Origin of the sequence: Streptomyces catenulae (assembly GCF_000718015.1) — a bacterium.
Lineage (GTDB): Bacteria > Actinomycetota > Actinomycetes > Streptomycetales > Streptomycetaceae > Streptomyces > Streptomyces catenulae.
On record NZ_JODY01000019.1, the window covers coordinates 46,456 to 63,351 of the forward strand.

At 73.2% G+C, this 16,896-nt stretch carries 12 protein-coding genes; 10 read left to right on the forward strand and 2 right to left on the reverse strand.

What is annotated here, in order from left to right:
• Positions 1-26 precede the first annotated feature (26 nt).
• The 9 genes from ligA (at position 27) to IF23_RS0117965 (ending at position 12,782) form a co-directional block, all read left to right on the forward strand.
• On the forward strand, positions 27-2,243 hold the full coding sequence (ligA, locus tag IF23_RS0117925; protein WP_030284838.1) for an NAD-dependent DNA ligase LigA: 2,217 nt from the start codon (positions 27-29) through the stop codon (positions 2,241-2,243).
• Between the two features lie 157 nt (positions 2,244-2,400).
• On the forward strand, positions 2,401-4,509 hold the full coding sequence (locus IF23_RS0117930) for a putative bifunctional diguanylate cyclase/phosphodiesterase (protein ID WP_030284839.1): 2,109 nt from the start codon (positions 2,401-2,403) through the stop codon (positions 4,507-4,509).
• A 459-nt stretch (positions 4,510-4,968) separates the two neighbouring features.
• On the forward strand, positions 4,969-5,265 hold the full coding sequence (gatC, locus tag IF23_RS0117935; RefSeq protein WP_030284840.1) for an Asp-tRNA(Asn)/Glu-tRNA(Gln) amidotransferase subunit GatC: 297 nt from the start codon (positions 4,969-4,971) through the stop codon (positions 5,263-5,265).
• Positions 5,266-5,270: 5 nt separating this feature from the next.
• Positions 5,271-6,764: an Asp-tRNA(Asn)/Glu-tRNA(Gln) amidotransferase subunit GatA gene (gatA, locus tag IF23_RS0117940; protein WP_030284841.1), complete on the forward strand. Its 1,494-nt coding sequence runs from the start codon at positions 5,271-5,273 to the stop codon at positions 6,762-6,764.
• Entirely contained in the window at positions 6,761-7,003 is a 243-nt protein-coding gene (locus IF23_RS0117945; RefSeq protein WP_030284842.1) for a hypothetical protein, read from the forward strand. The genes gatA and IF23_RS0117945 overlap by 4 nt, the downstream gene beginning before the upstream one ends.
• Before the next feature lie 16 nt (positions 7,004-7,019).
• Complete coding sequence (gene gatB, locus IF23_RS0117950) at positions 7,020-8,528, forward strand: Asp-tRNA(Asn)/Glu-tRNA(Gln) amidotransferase subunit GatB (RefSeq protein WP_030284845.1); 1,509 nt, start codon at positions 7,020-7,022, stop codon at positions 8,526-8,528.
• Positions 8,529-8,707: 179 nt separating this feature from the next.
• A complete protein-coding gene (locus IF23_RS0117955) occupies positions 8,708-9,616 on the forward strand; it encodes a TIGR03620 family F420-dependent LLM class oxidoreductase (RefSeq protein WP_030284847.1) in 909 nt (302 codons plus the stop codon).
• Positions 9,617-9,822: 206 nt separating this feature from the next.
• Entirely contained in the window at positions 9,823-11,937 is a 2,115-nt protein-coding gene (locus IF23_RS0117960; protein WP_037678562.1) for a phosphocholine-specific phospholipase C, read from the forward strand.
• A gap of 170 nt (positions 11,938-12,107) precedes the next feature.
• Positions 12,108-12,782 (forward strand): hypothetical protein, encoded by a 675-nt coding sequence (locus IF23_RS0117965; RefSeq protein ID WP_030284850.1) that lies wholly within the window; start codon positions 12,108-12,110, stop codon positions 12,780-12,782.
• Positions 12,783-12,856: 74 nt separating this feature from the next.
• Here IF23_RS0117965 and IF23_RS0117970 read toward each other — a convergent pair whose 3' ends face one another.
• Together IF23_RS0117970 and IF23_RS0117975 are read right to left on the reverse strand one after the other, a co-directional pair.
• A complete protein-coding gene (locus IF23_RS0117970; protein WP_030284853.1) occupies positions 12,857-14,014 on the reverse strand; it encodes a PQQ-dependent sugar dehydrogenase in 1,158 nt (385 codons plus the stop codon).
• 533 nt (positions 14,015-14,547) lie between these two features.
• Positions 14,548-15,579, reverse strand: a complete 1,032-nt coding sequence (locus IF23_RS0117975) for an aldo/keto reductase (RefSeq protein WP_030284854.1) — start codon at positions 15,577-15,579, stop codon at positions 14,548-14,550.
• Positions 15,580-15,666: 87 nt separating this feature from the next.
• Between IF23_RS0117975 and IF23_RS0117980 the strand changes: the two genes are divergently transcribed.
• Entirely contained in the window at positions 15,667-16,644 is a 978-nt protein-coding gene (locus tag IF23_RS0117980; RefSeq protein WP_030284857.1) for a 2-hydroxyacid dehydrogenase, read from the forward strand.
• Positions 16,645-16,896: the final 252 nt, after the last annotated feature.

Here is a 16,896-nt window from a genome sequence, read left to right on the forward strand (position 1 = left end):
CTCACGGAACACGGGAGGACAACACGGTGGCTGGCGAACAGCACGCAGCGGCATCAGAGGTGCCCGCGGCGGCGCGGGAGGAGCACGCGCAGCTCGCTGAGCAGATCGAGGAGCACCGCTTCCGGTACTACGTGAAGGACGCGCCGGTCGTCAGCGACGCGGAGTTCGACCGGTTGCTGCGCTCCCTGGAGGCGCTGGAGGAGCGGTACCCCGAGCTGCGCACCCCGGATTCCCCGACCCAGAAGGTCGCCGGTGCGTACGCCACGGAATTCACCGAGGTCGAGCACCGCGAGCGGATGCTCTCCCTCGACAACGCCTTCGACGACGAGGAGTTGGCCGCCTGGGCCGAGCGGCTCGCCGGGGAGCTGGGCGGCGACCCGAAGAGCGCCGGTTACCACTTCCTGTGCGAGCTGAAGGTGGACGGCCTCGCCGTCAACCTCACCTACGAGCACGGCCGCCTCACCCGCGCCGCCACCCGCGGCGACGGCCGCACCGGCGAGGACATCACCCCCAACGTCCGCACCATCGCCGAGATCCCGCACCGCCTCACCGGCGAGCGGATCCCGGAGCTGGTCGAGGTCCGCGGGGAGGTGTACTTCCCCATGGAGAAGTTCCTGGAGCTCAACGAACGCCTCGTCGCCGACGGCAAGCCCCCGTTCGCCAACCCGCGCAACGCCGCCGCCGGATCGCTCCGCCAGAAGGACCCCAAGGTCACCGCCACCCGGCCGCTGCACATGGTCGTCCACGGCGTCGGCGCCCGGCAGGGCTTCGACATCGACTGCCAGTCGCACGCCTACGACCTGCTGCGCGAATGGGGCCTGCCGACCGCCACGCACAACCGCGTCGTCGACTCCCTCGCCGCCGTCCGCGAGTTCATCGCCCGCTACGGCGACGCCGAGACCCGCCGCACCGCCGTGGAGCACGAGATCGACGGGGTGGTCGTCAAGCTCGACGAGATCCCGCTCCAGGGGCGGCTGGGCTCCACCTCCCGCGCCCCGCGCTGGGCCATCGCCTGGAAGTACCCGCCGGAGGAGGTCAATACCGAGCTCGTCGACATCCGCGTCGGCGTCGGCCGCACCGGCCGGGTCACGCCGTACGCCGTCGTCGAGCCGGTGACCGTCGCCGGATCCGAGGTCGAGTTCGCCACGCTCCACAACCAGGACGTGGTCAAGGCCAAGGGCGTCCTCATCGGCGACACCGTCGTCATCCGCAAGGCGGGCGACGTCATCCCGGAGATCCTCGGCCCGGTCGTCGATCTGCGTGACGGCGGCGAGCGGGAGTTCGTCATGCCCGCCGACTGCCCCGAGTGCGGTACGCCGCTGCAGCCGGCCAAGGAGGGCGACATCGACCTGCGGTGTCCCAACGCCCGCTCCTGCCCCGCCCAGATCCGCGAGCGGCTCTTCTACCTCGCCGGGCGCAAGTGCCTCGACATCGAGAACTTCGGCTATGTCGCCGCCACCGCGCTCAGCCAGCCGCTGGAGCCCGCCGAGCCGCCGCTCACGGACGAAGGGGATCTTTTCGGCCTCTCCATCGAGCAGCTGCTGCCCATCAAGTCCTACGTCCTGGACCCGGATTCCGGCCTCCCCAAGCGGGACCCGAAGACCGGCGAAGAGAAGATCGTGACGTTCTTCGCCAACCAGAAGGGCGAGCCGAAGAAGAACACCCTGGCCATGCTGGAGAACATCCAGGCGGCCAAGGAGCGCCCGCTGGCCCGGATCATCACCGGCCTGTCCATCCGTCATGTCGGCCCGGTGGCCGCCGAGGCGTTGGCCCGCGAATTCCGCTCCCTCGACCGGATCCGCGAGGCCGACGAGGCGGAGCTGGCCGCCGTGGAGGGCGTCGGGCCCACCATCGCCGCCTCCCTCAAGCGGTGGTTCGAGGTCGACTGGCACCGCCAGATCATCGAGAGCTGGCGCGCGGCCGGTGTCCGGATGGAGGAGGAGCAGCCGGACGACGAGGGCCCGCGCCCCCTGGAGGGCGTCACCGTCGTCGTCACCGGCACCCTGGCGTCCCACACCAGAGATGGCGCGAAAGAGGCCCTGCAGAGTCTCGGCGCGAAGGTGACCGGTTCCGTTTCCAAGAAGACCGGATTCGTCGTCGTGGGTGACAACCCCGGTTCCAAGTACGACAAAGCGATGCAGCTGAAGGTGCCCGTTCTGGACGACGACGGCTTCGCGGTGCTGTTGGAGCAAGGGCCCGACGCGGCACGTGAGGTGGCGGTCACGCCGCCCGAGGAGGAGTGACAGGCCCGCCCCTTCGGCGCATACCAGAGTGATCGGGATGGCCGGGTCGCATTCGGGCAACCGCTGCCGATCGCTGCCCGTAGGGGCCCTTCGCGTCCTACTGTTGAGGGGTGCGCCTGCCGTGGCGCGGGCACAGCCGGCTGTGAGAGGGATCGGAATGAAACCGACCGACAGCGCCGCTCCGGCGCCGCGGCTCCGCCGGCTTGTCGTGCCGGCGCTGCCCGCCGCCTTCACCGTCCTCGCGGCTCTCACCCTGCTGACCGGGGTGATCTGGACGCTGGGCGAGCGGCGGGCGCTGTTCCCCTCGGGCACCGTCGGCTGGTCGCTGGCGGTGCTCACCGGCATCATCGTCGGTCATCTCGTCGCCCTCGGCCGGGACCGCTGGTGGGGCGGCACCGGCTCCGGCGCCGCCCTCGCCCTCGCCGTCGTCCTGCTCTACGGCTGGATGCCCGCGGTCCTGGTCAGCCTCTCCGTCGTCGTCCTCGTCGGCGCCGCCCGCCGTCACCGCTGGCGGCAGGCGGTGCTGCACGGCGCGGTCGACCTGCTGGGCGTGGGGGCCGCCGCGCTCGGCAGCGCGGCCCTCGGCAGCACCGCCACGGTCCGCCGCCCCTGGCACCCCGAGGTCTGGGACCTCTCCGTGCTGCCGCAGGTCGTCGCGGCCGCCGCCTGCTATCTCCTCGTCACCCGCGGCCTGCTGTGGTGCACCCTGCTGCCGCGCGGCGGCGGACTGCCCACCGTCACCCGCACCGCGCTGACCCGTCAGATGCTCGTCGGCGTCGCGCTGTTCGGCATCGCCCCGCTGATCGCCGTCACCGCCGACCACGCCCCGCTGCTGCTGCCGTTCTACGCCGTCCCGCTCATCGCCCTCGACTCCACCCTCTGGATCGCCCGCGCCCGCGCCGAGGAGCAGCTGCGCGATCCGCTCACCGGGCTCCCCAACCGCCAGTGGCTGCTGGAGCGCACCTGGTCCGCGCTGGACGAGGCGGAGCGGATCGAGGCCCGGTGCGCCCTGGTCCTGATCGACCTCGACCGTTTCCGCTCGGTCAACGACACGCTCGGGCACCTCGCCGGTGACCGTCTGCTGCTGCAGATCGCCGACCGGCTGCGCGACGCCCTGCCGCGCGGCGCCGAGGCGGCCCGGCTCGGCGGGGACGAATTCGCCGTCCTGCTCCCCACCGCGGACTCCCTCACCAGTGCCCAGCGGGTGGCCCGGAACCTCGTCGCCACCCTGGGGTCCCCCCTCGACCTCGACGGTCTGACCCTCGTGCTCGAAGCGAGCGCGGGGGTCGCCGTCTTCCCGGACCACGCACTGGACGCCGAGGGCCTGCTGCGCCGCGCCGACGTCGCGATGTACCAGGCCAAGCGGGACCGCAGCGGCGTCGAGGTCTACGAGGCCCGGCGCGACGGCAACACCCCCGACCGCCTCGGTCTCCTCGGCGATCTGCGGCGCGCCCTCGACGCCGGGGACGTCGAGCTGCACTACCAGCCGAAGGTCGGCTTCGACGGTCAGGTCGCGGGCCTGGAGGCGCTGGTGCGCTGGGTGCACCCGGACCGCGGGCGGGTCCCTCCCGACGAGTTCATCGCCATCGCCGAGACCTCCGGCCTGATGCCCCGGCTGACGGAGTACGTCCTGGAGACCGCGCTCGCCCAGGTGGCGCGGTGGCGGGCGATGGGTCTGGAGGTGCCGGTCGCGGTCAATGTCTCACCGCGCGACGTGCACTCCCCGGGCTTCGCGGGCGCGGTCGCCGCCCGCCTCGCCCGGCACCGCGTGCCACCCGGCGCCCTCCAGCTGGAGATCACCGAGCATGTGCTGCTGGAGGACCCGCAGCGGGCCGCCGACACCCTCGCCGGGCTGACCGGCCACGGCGTCAAGATGTCCCTCGACGACTTCGGCACCGGCTACTCCTCCCTGGTCCATCTGCGGCGGCTGCCGGTCAGCGAGCTGAAGATCGACCGTTCCTTCGTCGCCCGGCTCGCGGTCGACAACGAGGACGCCGAGATCGTCCGCTGCACCCTCGACCTCGCCCACTCCCTCGGGCTGCTGGTCGTCGCCGAGGGTGTGGAGGACGACGAGACCTGGGAGCGCCTGCGCGACCTCGGGTGCGACGCCGTGCAGGGCTGGCTGGTGGCGGCGGCGATGCCACCGGACGAGACCACCGCCTGGCTGCGCGCCCGCGGCAAGAGCGGTTGGCACCGTGAATCGGAGACGGCCGCCCTGGCGGCGGAGAAGGCGGCAGACCGCCCTTCGGGACAGGTCCTGAACTGAGGACCCGGCCACCGGCCGTCCCACCTCCCCGCTCCGATCACCCCACCCGCCCGGCGCCCGACGCGTCCCCCGCGCCCGGGGAAGCCCCTGCACTCGGGGAAGCCCCCGCGCCCGGAGAAGCCCCCGCGCCGGACGCCTCCGGCACCCCGCGGCCGTCCGGCGATCCCGCGTCCGCCGGGCCCGACGGCCCCGCCCCGTCCGGCGGACCGGCCCCGCCCGGCGAGCCCGGGGCCCCGCCCGCCGGGGACCGCTGACCCGCGCCGGGCGCCACCGCGCCCCGGCCCGCCGGTGCCGCCCGCCCGGCCCGCGGGAACGCAGGCGCGCCGCCGCACGCCGGGGCCATAGGATTGGGCCGTACAGATTCACGTAGATCTCTGACAGATATCCGGCAGACACTTGCCGGATCCCCGTCGGATCCCTGTTCACGTAGAACTCCGAGAACCAGCAGAGGAACGCTGCATGCCTGGCATCACGCGCGAGGAGGTCTCCCACCTCGCCCGGCTGGCGCGTCTGGAGCTGAAGGACGAAGAGCTCGAACACTTCGCCGGACAGCTCGACGACATCATCGGCGCGGTCGCCCGCGTCTCCGAGGTCGCCGACCAAGACGTACCGCCGACCTCCCACCCGCTGCCCCTGACCAACGTCATGCGGGCGGACGAGGTCCGTCCGTCGCTCACTCCCGAGCAGGCGCTCTCCGGCGCCCCCGCCCAGGAGCAGCAGCGTTTCAAGGTGCCGCAGATCCTGGGGGAGGAGTGACCGACATGGCAGACCTGATCAAGCTCACCGCCGCCGAGACCGCGGCGAAGATCGCGTCCGGCGAGGTCACCGCCGTCGAGGTGACCGAGGCACACCTGGCCCGTATCGAGGCCGTGGACGAGAAGGTGCACGCCTACCTCCACGTCGACCGCGAGGGCGCGCTGGCCCAGGCCCGCGCCGTCGACGAGAAGCGTGCCCGCGGCGAGAAGCTCGGCCCGTTGGCCGGTGTCCCGCTCGCCCTGAAGGACATCTTCACCACGCAGACGATGCCCACCACCGTCGGCTCGAAGATCCTCGAAGGCTGGATCCCGCCGTACGACGCGACGCTCACCAAGCGCCTCAAGGACGCCGACGTCGTCATCCTCGGCAAGACCAACATGGACGAGTTCGCCATGGGGTCCTCCACCGAGAACAGCGCCTACGGCCCGACCGGCAACCCCTGGGACCTCACCAAGATCCCCGGCGGCTCCGGCGGCGGCTCCTCCGCCGCCCTCGCCTCCTTCCAGGCGCCGCTCGCCATCGGCACGGACACCGGCGGCTCCATCCGCCAGCCCGCCGCCGTCACCGGCACCGTCGGCGTCAAGCCCACCTACGGCGCGGTCTCCCGCTACGGCATGGTGGCCTTCTCCTCCTCCCTCGACCAGGGCGGTCCCTGCGCCCGTACGGTCCTGGACGCGGCGCTGCTGCACGAGGCGATCGCCGGTCACGACGCGCTGGACTCCACCTCCATCGACGCGCCGGTCCCGCCGGTCGTCGAGGCGGCCCGCAACGGCAGCGTCCAGGGGATGCGCGTCGGTGTCGTCAAGCAGTTCCGCGGCGAGGGCTACCAGGCCGGTGTCGTGCAGCGCTTCGACGAGTCCGTCGAGCTGCTCAAGAGCCTGGGCGCCGAGATCGTCGAGCTGGACTGCCCCTCCTTCGACCTGGCGCTCTCCGCGTACTACCTGATCGCGCCGTCCGAGTGCTCCTCGAACCTCGCCCGGTTCGACGCGATGCGCTACGGCCTGCGCGTCGGCGACGACGGCACCAAGTCCGCCGAGGAGGTCACCGCCCTCACCCGTGAGGCCGGTTTCGGCGACGAGGTCAAGCGCCGCATCATCCTCGGCACCTACGCGCTCAGCTCCGGCTACTACGACGCCTACTACGGCTCGGCGCAGAAGGTCCGCACGCTGATCACCCAGGACTTCGCGAAGTCCTTCGAGCAGGTCGACGTCATCGTCTCCCCGACGACGCCCACCACCGCTTTCCCGATCGGTGAGCGCGCCGACGACCCGATGGCGATGTACCTCGCCGACCTGTGCACCATCCCGACGAACCTCGCCGGTAACGCCGCCATGTCGCTGCCCTGCGGCCTGGCTCCGGAGGACGGCCTGCCCGTCGGACTGCAGATCATCGCCCCCGCCATGAAGGACGACCGGCTGTACCAGGTCGGAGCCGCCGTCGAGGCCGCCTTCGTGGAAAAGTGGGGCCACCCGCTGCTCGAGGAGGCACCGTCACTGTGAGCAACATCGGCAAGAAGGCCAAGAACTTCAAGAAGTCGAAGTCCGGCGTGTACCTGTCGATCGGCACCACCGCGTTCGGTGCCTTCGGCGTGCTCAAGCAGGCCCGCGAGGCCCGCAGCGAGCACGACACGCTGCGGCTGATCGACGCCGGCGTCTCCGCCGCGGCGATCGTCACCGGCCTGGCGATCCTCTACCGCGAACTGAAGCGCCTGGGCGACGACGACGTCCTGCTGGGCTGAGAGGGAAAGTTTCACCGTGACAGTCACTGACCTGGTGTCGTACGAGGACGCCCTCGCGTCCTACGACCCCGTCATGGGCCTGGAGGTCCATGTCGAGCTCGGCACCAAGACCAAGATGTTCTGCGGCTGCGCCACCACGCTGGGTGCCGACGCCAACGCGCAGACCTGCCCCACCTGCCTGGGCCTGCCCGGCTCCCTCCCGGTCGTCAACGCGATCGGTGTCGAGTCGGCGATCAAGATCGGCCTGGCGCTGAACTGCTCCATCGCCGAGTGGTGCCGCTTCGCCCGGAAGAACTACTTCTATCCGGACATGCCGAAGAACTTCCAGACCTCCCAGTACGACGAGCCGATCGCCTTCGACGGTTACCTCGACGTACAGCTGGAGGACGGCGAGGTCTTCCGCGTGCAGATCGAGCGCGCCCACATGGAGGAGGACACCGGCAAGTCGACGCACGTCGGCGGCGCCACCGGCCGTATCCACGGCGCGTCCCACTCCCTGCTGGACTACAACCGCGCCGGTATCCCCCTCATCGAGATCGTCACCAAGCCGATCGAGGGCGCCGGTGAGCGGGCCCCCGAGGTCGCCAAGGCGTACGTCGCCGAGCTGCGGGAGCTGATCAAGGCCCTGGGCGTCTCCGAGGCGCGCATGGAGATGGGCCAGATGCGCTGCGACGTCAACCTCTCGCTGCGCCCCAACGGCACCGAGACCTTCGGTACCCGCTCGGAGACGAAGAACGTCAACTCGCTGCGCTCCGTGGAGCGGGCGGCGCGCTTCGAGATCCAGCGGCACGCGGCGGTCCTCTCCTCGGGCGGCACCATCGTCCAGGAGACCCGGCACTTCCACGAGGAGGACGGCTCCACCACGGCCGGTCGCATCAAGGACAACGCCGAGGACTACCGCTACTTCCCCGAGCCGGACCTGGTGCCGGTGGCCCCCGCGCGCGCGTGGGTCGAGGAGCTGCGGGCGGCCCTGCCGGAGCTGCCGCGGGTGCGCCGTAACCGACTGCGCGAGGAGTGGGGCGTCACCGCCCACGACATGCAGTCGATCCTCAACGCCGGTGCGGTCGACCTGATCGTCGCCACCATCGACGCGGGTGCCGGTTCCGCCGCCGCCCGTAAGTGGTGGATGGGCGAGCTGGCCCGCCGCGCCAACGAGGACGGCGTCGAGCTGTCCGCGCTGGCGATCACCCCGGCGCAGGTCGCCCGGGTCGCCGCGCTGGTCGACGAGGGTTCCCTCAACGACAAGCTGGCCCGGCAGACCATCGAGGGTGTGCTCGCCGGTGAGGGCGACCCGGACACCGTCGTCGAGAAGCGCGGCCTGAAGGTCGTCTCGGACGAGGGCGCGCTCGGCGCCGCCGTCGACGAGGCCATCGCGGGCAACGCCGCCATCGCCGACAAGATCCGCGGCGGCAAGGTCGCCGCGGCGGGCGCTCTGGTCGGCGCGGTCATGAAGGCCACCCGCGGCCAGGCCGACGCGGCCCGCGTCCGCGAGTTGATCCTCGAGAAGCTGGGCGTCGAGGGCTGACACCACCCGGCACGCACAGCGGCGGCCGTCCCCCCCCGGAACTTCCGGGGAGGCGGCCGCCGTTCGCGTACCGTCCGCGTGCGAATCGCCCGTCCGATCAAGGAATGCCGGGCGGCCAGGGGACGCTGTAGAGCGCACGGAACGGGACGCGGACGTCCCCTGACCCTTCTGGAGGAACGGTGTCCCAGCACGCTCTCGCCCCGCGGATCGGCCGGGTCGGTGTCTGGCACGGCGGCCTCGGCCGACTCCCGGCGGCGGTCGCCCGCCGGGCCGCCGCCGAGATCGAACGCCTCGGCTACGGCGCCCTGTGGGTGGGGGAGGGGCCCACCACGAAGGAGGCGTTCACCCACGCCGGGCTGCTGCTCGCCGCCACCGGACGGCTCACCGTCGCCACCGGCATCGCCAACATCTGGGCCCGTGACGCCGCCGCTGCCCAGGCCGCCACCCGCACCCTCGCCGAGGCGTACGACGGCCGTTTTCTGCTCGGGCTCGGCGCCAGCCACGCCCCGCTCGTCGGCGCGCGCGGCCACACCTACGCCAAGCCGCTGGCCGCGATGCGCGGTTACCTCGACGCGATGGACGGCGCGGCGTACGAGGGCCCGGCGCCCGCGGCGGAGCCCGGCCGGGTGCTGGCGGCGCTCGGCCCGAAGATGCTGGAGCTGGCCCGGGACCGGGCGTCCGGCGCCCACCCGTACTTCGTGCCGGTGGCGCACACCGCCCGCGCCCGTGAGGTCCTCGGCGACGGTCCGCTGCTCGCGCCCGAGCAGGCGGTGCTGCTGGAGAGCGACCCGGCGACGGCCCGCGCGCTCGCCCGCGAGCACCATGTGAGCCGCTATCTGACGCTGTCGAACTATGTGGGCAATCTGCGCCGGTTCGGCTTCGACGACGAGGACTTCGCGGGCGGCGGCAGCGACCGGCTGGTCGATGCGCTGGTGGCCTGGGGCGATGTGGACGCGATCCGGCGCCGGGTGCGTGACCACCTCGACGCGGGCGCCGACCATGTCGCCGTCCAGCCGCTGACGGCGGAGGCGACGGACGCCGGGCTCGGTCAGCTCACGGAGCTGGCACCGGCGCTGCTCGCGGACTGAGCCGCCCCGGGCACGTAAGCCGTCCGGTCCGCCCCGGGCCCCGTCGGGCCGTCCGGTCCCCGACGGGGCACGGCACCATTTTCGGTCACGTGTTCCCAAAGTTGTCACCTCGATACCTGTCGCCGGTCACACCACGCCACTAGCGTCCCGGTCGCACCCTCGACGGTCTGGCCGAAGGCCGTCGGCTGTCGACTGGGAGGTCGGGCGTGGCACCGGAGGTATCTCGTAGGCGGGTCCTGGGCGTGGGCGCCGCGGCGGCGGGCGTGGCGGCCGTGGGGTCGCTGCTCCCGCCGTCGCTGCAGCAGGCGCTGGCCGCCGATGCGGCGCGGCCCGGGCGGCGCGGCGGGGAGCTGGGCGACATCCGGCACGTCGTCGTGCTGATGCAGGAGAACCGGTCGTTCGACCACTACTTCGGCACCCTGCGCGGCGTCCGCGGCTACGCCGACCGCAACGCCGTCGAACTCCCCGGCGGCCGCTCCGTCTTCGAGCAGCCGGGGCCGCTCGGCGTCGGCACCGTGCTGCCCTTCCCGGTGCGCGAGGCGGCCGCAGCCCAGCACAAGGACCTGCAGTACATCGGCGCGCTGAACCACGAGTGGGACGGCGGCGCCAAGGCGTGGAACGACGGCTGGATGAACAACTGGGTCACCGCCAAGACCGCCGCCACCATGGCCCATTACGACCGCCGCGACGTGCCGCTCCACCACGAGCTGGCCGACACCTTCACCGTCTGCGACGCGTACCACTCCGCCATCCACTCCTCCACCAGCCCCAACCGCAACCACCTGGTCAGCGGCTGGACGGGCTTCGAGCCGGGCAGCGGCAGGCGCGCCGTCGGCAACGACGCCTACGACGAGGACAACCACCCCGGCTACACCTGGACGACGTACCCGGAGCGGCTGGAGAAGGCCGGTCACAGCTGGCGCGTCTACCAGGAGTGGGACAACTTCACCGACAACAACCTGGAGTTCTACGCGAGCTTCAAGGCGGTCGCGAAGAAGGCGCTGGCGAAGGTGGACGGCGCGCAGAACATGACCGCCTTCTACGGGAAGGTGGCCGCCGCCGACGGCGCCGGGCGCAAGAAGCTGCTGGCGCAGCTGGAGGAGGGCGTCCAGGCGCTCGGCGCGGGCGACCGCAGCCTCTTCGAGCGGGCGCTGCGCCGCGGGGAGCCGGACTCCACCGCCACCGCGTTCGCCGCCGACGTGGCGAGCGGGAAGCTGCCCGAGGTGTCGTACCTCGTCCCGTCCGCCGCCGACTCCGAGCACCCCGGCTCCTCCTCGCCGGTCGCCAGCGCCACCATCGTCTACAAGGTCCTCGACGCCCTCGGCCGCAACCCGGACGTCTGGCGGCACACCGCGCTCTTCCTGACGTACGACGAGAACGACGGGTTCTTCGACCACGTACCGCCGCCGGTGCCGCCGCCCGGGACCGACGGGGAGTTCTGGGACGGCAGGCCGACGGGTCTGGGCATGCGGGTGCCGATGCTGGTCATCTCGCCGTGGACGGTGGGCGGTTACGCCTGCTCGCAGGTGTTCGACCACACCTCGATCACCCGGTTCCTGGAGAAGTGGACGGGGGTGCGGGAGCCCAACATCAGCGCCTGGCGGCGGACCGTCTGCGGCGATCTGACCGGCGCGTTCGACTTCCGCCGTGGCCGGAAACAGCCGTCGGTCGCGCGGCCCGGCGCGATCCCGCCGTTCAGCGGCCGCTGGGCGCCGCAGCCGCCCGCCCGGCAGGCCCTCCCGGAGCAGGAGCCCGGCGTCCGCCCGGCCCGCCCGCTGCCCTACCGGCCGGACGCCGACGGCGCGCTGGACGCGGGCGCCGGACTCTTCCGGCTGGCCGTCCGCAACGACGGCGCGGCCTCCGCCCACCTGGCGCTGTACCCGTACGCGAAGGAGTACGGCACGCCCCAGCACCGTGACGTGGCCGGGAAGGACACCTGGGACGTGCCGGTCAAGGACGGTGCGTACCGCTTCACGCTCACCGGGCCGAACGGCTTCCGCCGGGAGTTCGCCGGGAGCGCCGAGGGCGCCGCCGCCGCGGTGGCGGTCCGCACCCGCCTCGACGCGGACCGCCGCGAACTCCATCTGACCGTCGTCAACGGTGGCTCCGCCGACCTCACCCTCACCCTGGCCCCGCTCGCCTACGCCGACGCCGCCCCGCGCACGCTGACGGTCCGGGCGGGCGCCACCCGCACCGTCGCCCATCCGGCGGCCGCCGCCCACGGCTGGTACGACCTGGCCCTGACGGCGGCGGAGGACGCCTCGTTCCGTCGGCGGCTGATGGGGCACATCGAGAACGGGGAGGAGTCGGTGACCGGGTGACGCCGTGTCGGGGGCGTGCGCCGCGTCGGCCGGGCGGGCGCGCGCCCCGTGCGGCGGCGTGGTGCGCCCCCCCCGTGCGTCCCGCGGCCGGGCCCCGCCGCGCCCCGCGCTGTCCCCGCGTTCATCCGGCTCTCATCCCGCTCTCAGACGCGGCCCCTACGGTCGCGCCCATGGGAACGACCAGGACGACGACCGATGAGCGCGACGCGACGCGAACCGACGACCCGTCCGTGACGGGGGACACCGCCACGGAGACCCCGCGGACGGAGGGGAAGGACGCCGGGAAACCGGCCGGAGACCGTGAGGACGCGGCGACCGCCACCGACGAGCAGGACGGTGCGGACCGGGCCGAGGGCACCGGCGCGGACGCCGTGGACACCGAGCGCACCGAGGACGCCGAGGACGCCGCCGAGCAGGACGGCGCGGCGGACGGCGCGGCCCCCGCCCCGACCGGGGTGAAGCGGGGCGCGGGCGCCGTCGTCGCCGCGGGGCTCGGCCTCGCCTCCGTGACCGGCACCTGGCTCGGCACGCTGCTCGCCGAGCGGCAGACCCTGCTGGGGCAGATCAAGCTCCAGTCCGGCAAGGCCACCGACCAGATCGCCACCGTCTACGGGGCGCCCTGGCACACCACCGCACTGATCAACGGCGTCTTCGCGCTGCTCGCCGTGGCGGTCGGCGCCGCGGTGCTCTTCAACCGGCCGCGCGCCACCTGGACCCGCGCCGTCGCCTGGGGCGGTCTGGCGCTCGGCGTCCTCGGGCTGCTGATCTCCGCGGGCATGTACTTCGACCTGCTGGCGAGCCTGCCCACCATCCCCAAGGCCCCGACCCAGCCCCCGGCGGGCTGACGGCTCCCCGCTGCCCGCACCACCACGAAGGCCCACCGAACCGGTGGGCCTTCGTGCGTGCCGGGGGAGGGGCGTCAGCTGATCGCCACCCGCAGGATCCGGTCGTCGCCCTTCCGCGGGTGCCCGCGGCCGTCCGTGTTGCTGGTCACCAGCCACAGCGCCCCGTGGTCGGCCGGCAGGACGGTCCGCAGCCGCCCGTAGCGCTTGGTGAAGAACGCCTGCGGGGCCGCCTCCGGCTTCGCCCCGTTCAGCGGGATGCGCCAGAGCCGCTCACCGCGGAGCGCGGCCATCCACAGGGACCCCTTGGCGTACGCCAGCCCGCTGGGCGAGGCGTCGGCGGGCTTCCACTGGAGCACCGGGTTGACGTAGCGGCCGTCGGTCGGGCCCTTGCCCTCGCGGGCGGGCCAGCCGTAGTTGCGGCCCGGTTCGACGAGATTCAGCTCGTCCCAGGTGTCCTCGCCGAACTCCGAGGCCCACAAGCGCCTTCCGCTGTCCCAGGCGAGGCCCTCCACGTTGCGGTGGCCGTAGGAGTACACCACCGAACGGGGGTCGGGGTTGCCGCGCGCGGGCGCGCCGTCCGGGGTCATCCGCAGGATCTTGCCCGCCTTGGACTTCTTGTCCTGCGAGAGATCCTTGTGGCCGGTCTCGCCGGTCGACGCGTAGAGCATCCGGTCCGGCCCGAACGCCAGCCGCCCGCCGTTGTGGATACGGCCCTTGGGGATGCCCCGCAGCACCGTGCTCGGCACCCCCAACTGGTCACCGGTGTGCCGGGTGTCGTCGTAGGTCATCCGGGCGATGCGGTTGTCGGAGGCGGTGGTGAAGTACGCGTAGACGAGGTGGTCGCCGCGGAACGACGGGGAGACGGCGAGCCCCAGCAGACCGCCCTCACCGCCCGGGGCGACACCGGGCACCGACCCCACCTCGGTCCGGTGCCCGTCGCGGGCCGAGACGCGGGTGAGGGTGCCCTTGTCGCGGGAGCCGACGAGCAGATCGCCGCCGGGCAGCGCGGCGACGCCCCAGGGGGAGTTGAAGCCGGTGGCCAGGGTGCGGGTCACCTCGGCCGACCCCTTGGCGGGCGGCGGGGAGGCGCCCTGCCCCGGCCCGGTGGCCGCGGCGGCGGACCGTTCCGGGGACGGCGCACCCGGGACCGGCCGGGCCCCCTCGGCGGCGCAGCCCGCCACGAGGAGCAGCACGGCGGCGGCCGTCACGGCGGTCGGGAGGCGGTGTGGCACGGCGGAATCCTCTCGTCGGGGAGCGGTGCACGGGCGGCCCCGGCCCGTACCGGGGCGGCGCGCACGCCGGGCCCGCGCGCCGTCCGGCCACCGCACGCGCCGGGCCGCACACGCGGGTCCGGAAAGGCGCGCGGGCCGGGAATGCCGGAGGCGGACCGCGACCGGACGCCGACGGGCCACCGGACCGGCGGAACCGCCCGGAGGGCTGCGCGAACACCCGGAACACCCGGCCGCCCGGCCCCGCCCAGGACACCACACCCGCACCGCACCACGCGGCGGCCCACACCGCGATTCCCCCGTACCGCCGCACGGACGCCCACCACGGCGGCGGTACGGGGCGCCGCACGGGGCGGGCGGGGACGGACGGAGCGCCGCCCGGGGCGGACGGGACGACGTCCGGGCCCGCCGTGCGGCGGTACCGCGTCGGGCGCCGCCGTGCGGTGACGCGGCGTCAGGCCCGTACCGGTGGACGGGGCGACGCCGCGGCCCGCCCCGGGCGTCGCCCGGCCGCCGTCGACCGGCCCGCTCCCGGGTCAGTACCAGGAGCCCCGGGCCGGTGGCAGGGAGGCGATCTCCGCCAGGTCCGCGCGGTCCAGGACCAGATCGGCGGCCTTGGCGTTCTGGGCCGCCCAGCGCTCCTTCTTCGTCCCCGGGACCGGCACCACATGGCGGCCCTGCGCCAGCACCCAGGCCAGCGCGACCTGCCCCGGCGTCGCGCCGTACCGGGCGCCGACCCGCCGCAACCCGGCCACCACCGGCTGGTTCGCCGCCATCATCTCGGCGGTGAAGCGCGGATGGCGGGCCCGGATGTCCGCCGGTTCGAAGCCCTGGCCCGGCGTGAGGGTGCCGGTCAGATAGCCGTTGCCCAGCGGCATCGCCGCCAGGAAACCCACCCCGCGCGACTCGCACCACGGCACCAGCTCGTCCCGCGCCTCCGGCGACCACACCGACAGCTCCGCCTGCACGCTGCTGACCGGGAAGATCTGCTGGATCCGCTCCAGTTGACGCAGCGTCAACTGATGGGTGCGCGCCCCGGGGCGCCGCCCGCCCCCGGGCACCGGCCGGTCCGTCCGCGTGGGCCGCAGCGCCCGCGCGCCCACCGCGCACAACCCCAGCGACCGCACCTTGCCCGCGGCCACCAGCTGCGCCATCGCCCCCCAGGTCTCCTCGATCGGCACCTCCGGGTCCGCGCGGTGCAGCTGGTACAGATCGATGTGGTCGGTCCGCAACCGCCGCAGCGAGGCGTCACAGGCACGCTTCACATAACCGGGCCGCCCGTTGGCGACGATGTGCTGCTCGCCCACGAGCAACCCGCCCTTGGTCGAGACGAACGCGTCCGCCCGCCGCTCCTTGAGCACCCGGCCCACCAGCAGCTCGTTGGTGAACGGCCCGTACATGTCGGCGGTGTCCAGCAGGGTGCACCCCCGGTCGAGCGCGGTGTGCACGGCCCGCAGCGAACTCTCGAAGTCCCGCTGCGACTCGGTGTACCCCCAGCTCATCGGCATGCAGCCGAGCCCGATTGCGCCTACTTCGAGCGTTGCCGCGCCGATTGTCCTGCGCTCCACCTGGTCGTGCCTCCGTCCCCTCGCCCCCGGTCAAGGGCCAGACCAAACTAACGTCTGGAGGAACGGTCCTTCGCATAGCCTCGGACCATGGCAACCGCAGACCCGCACGGCAGCCCGCACGACGTCTGGCTCCCGATTCCCCCGGAAGAGATCGACGGTCTCCCCACGGGCCTGAACTACGTCCACTGGGACGCGGGCCCCGAGTACCCCGCCGACCCCGCCCACTGTGTGTTCTACGCCGTGCCGTACATGAAGGACGTGGCGGTGTCGCTGCGGCCGCTCGCCCGGATGAGCGGGCTGCGGGTGGTACAGACGCTGACCGCCGGCGTCGAGCACATTCTGCCCGCCCTCGGCCAACTCCCGCCCGGCACCCGGCTCTGCAACGCCCGTGGGCTGCACGACGCCAGCACCGCCGAGTTGGCGCTGACCCTCATCCTCGCCGCGCTCCGCGGCGTCCCCGACTTCGTCCGCGCCCAGGACGCGGAGGAGTGGCGCCCCGTGTTCCGGCCCGCGCTGGCCGACCGGACCGTTCTGATCGTGGGGTACGGGTCGATCGGCAGTGCCATCGAGGACCGGCTCACTCCTTTCGAGTGCGCGCGGGTGACGCGCCTCGCGCGCACCGCGCGTGAGACCGTGCGCGGCCCTGTGCATCCACTCTCCGCGCTCGGTGACCTCCTGCCGGACGCCGATGTCGTCGTGCTGGCCACCCCGCTCACCGACGCCACCCGTGGCCTGGTAGGACGCGATTTCCTGGCCCGGATGAAGGACGGCGCCCTGCTGGTGAACGTCGCCCGCGGCAAGGTCGTCGACACCGCCGCGCTGCTCACCGAGGTGACGTCCGGACGGCTGCGGGCGGCACTCGACGTCACCGATCCGGAACCGCTCCCGGCCGCACACCCCCTCTGGCGCGCCCCTGGTGTGCTCATCACTCCACACGTCGGTGGCCCCAGTTCTGCTTTTCTGCCCCGTGCGAAGCGCCTCCTGCGCGACCAGCTGACCCTTTTCGCCGCCGGGCGGCCGCTGCGGAACACCGTCGCGACGGCGGAGCGGAATGCCGAAGGGTAGCGCTACGGGTCCGTATGAATGCGCTGTGTGTCTGCACTTCACGCATAGTCACGCTCTGTAGAGAACCTATATCCCTGAGTGACCGATCTGGTGTATCGTCCCGAGCGGGGACGGCGCCGACGAGGCAAGCGGCGCCCGTGAAGCATCCGGAACGCGAGGGGGGCGACGGGCGATGTACGGCCGATGGGCACACCGCGAGACACGCGATCCACGGGCACCGGGGGGAACGGGGCAGCAGCCCCCGGTGCGCCG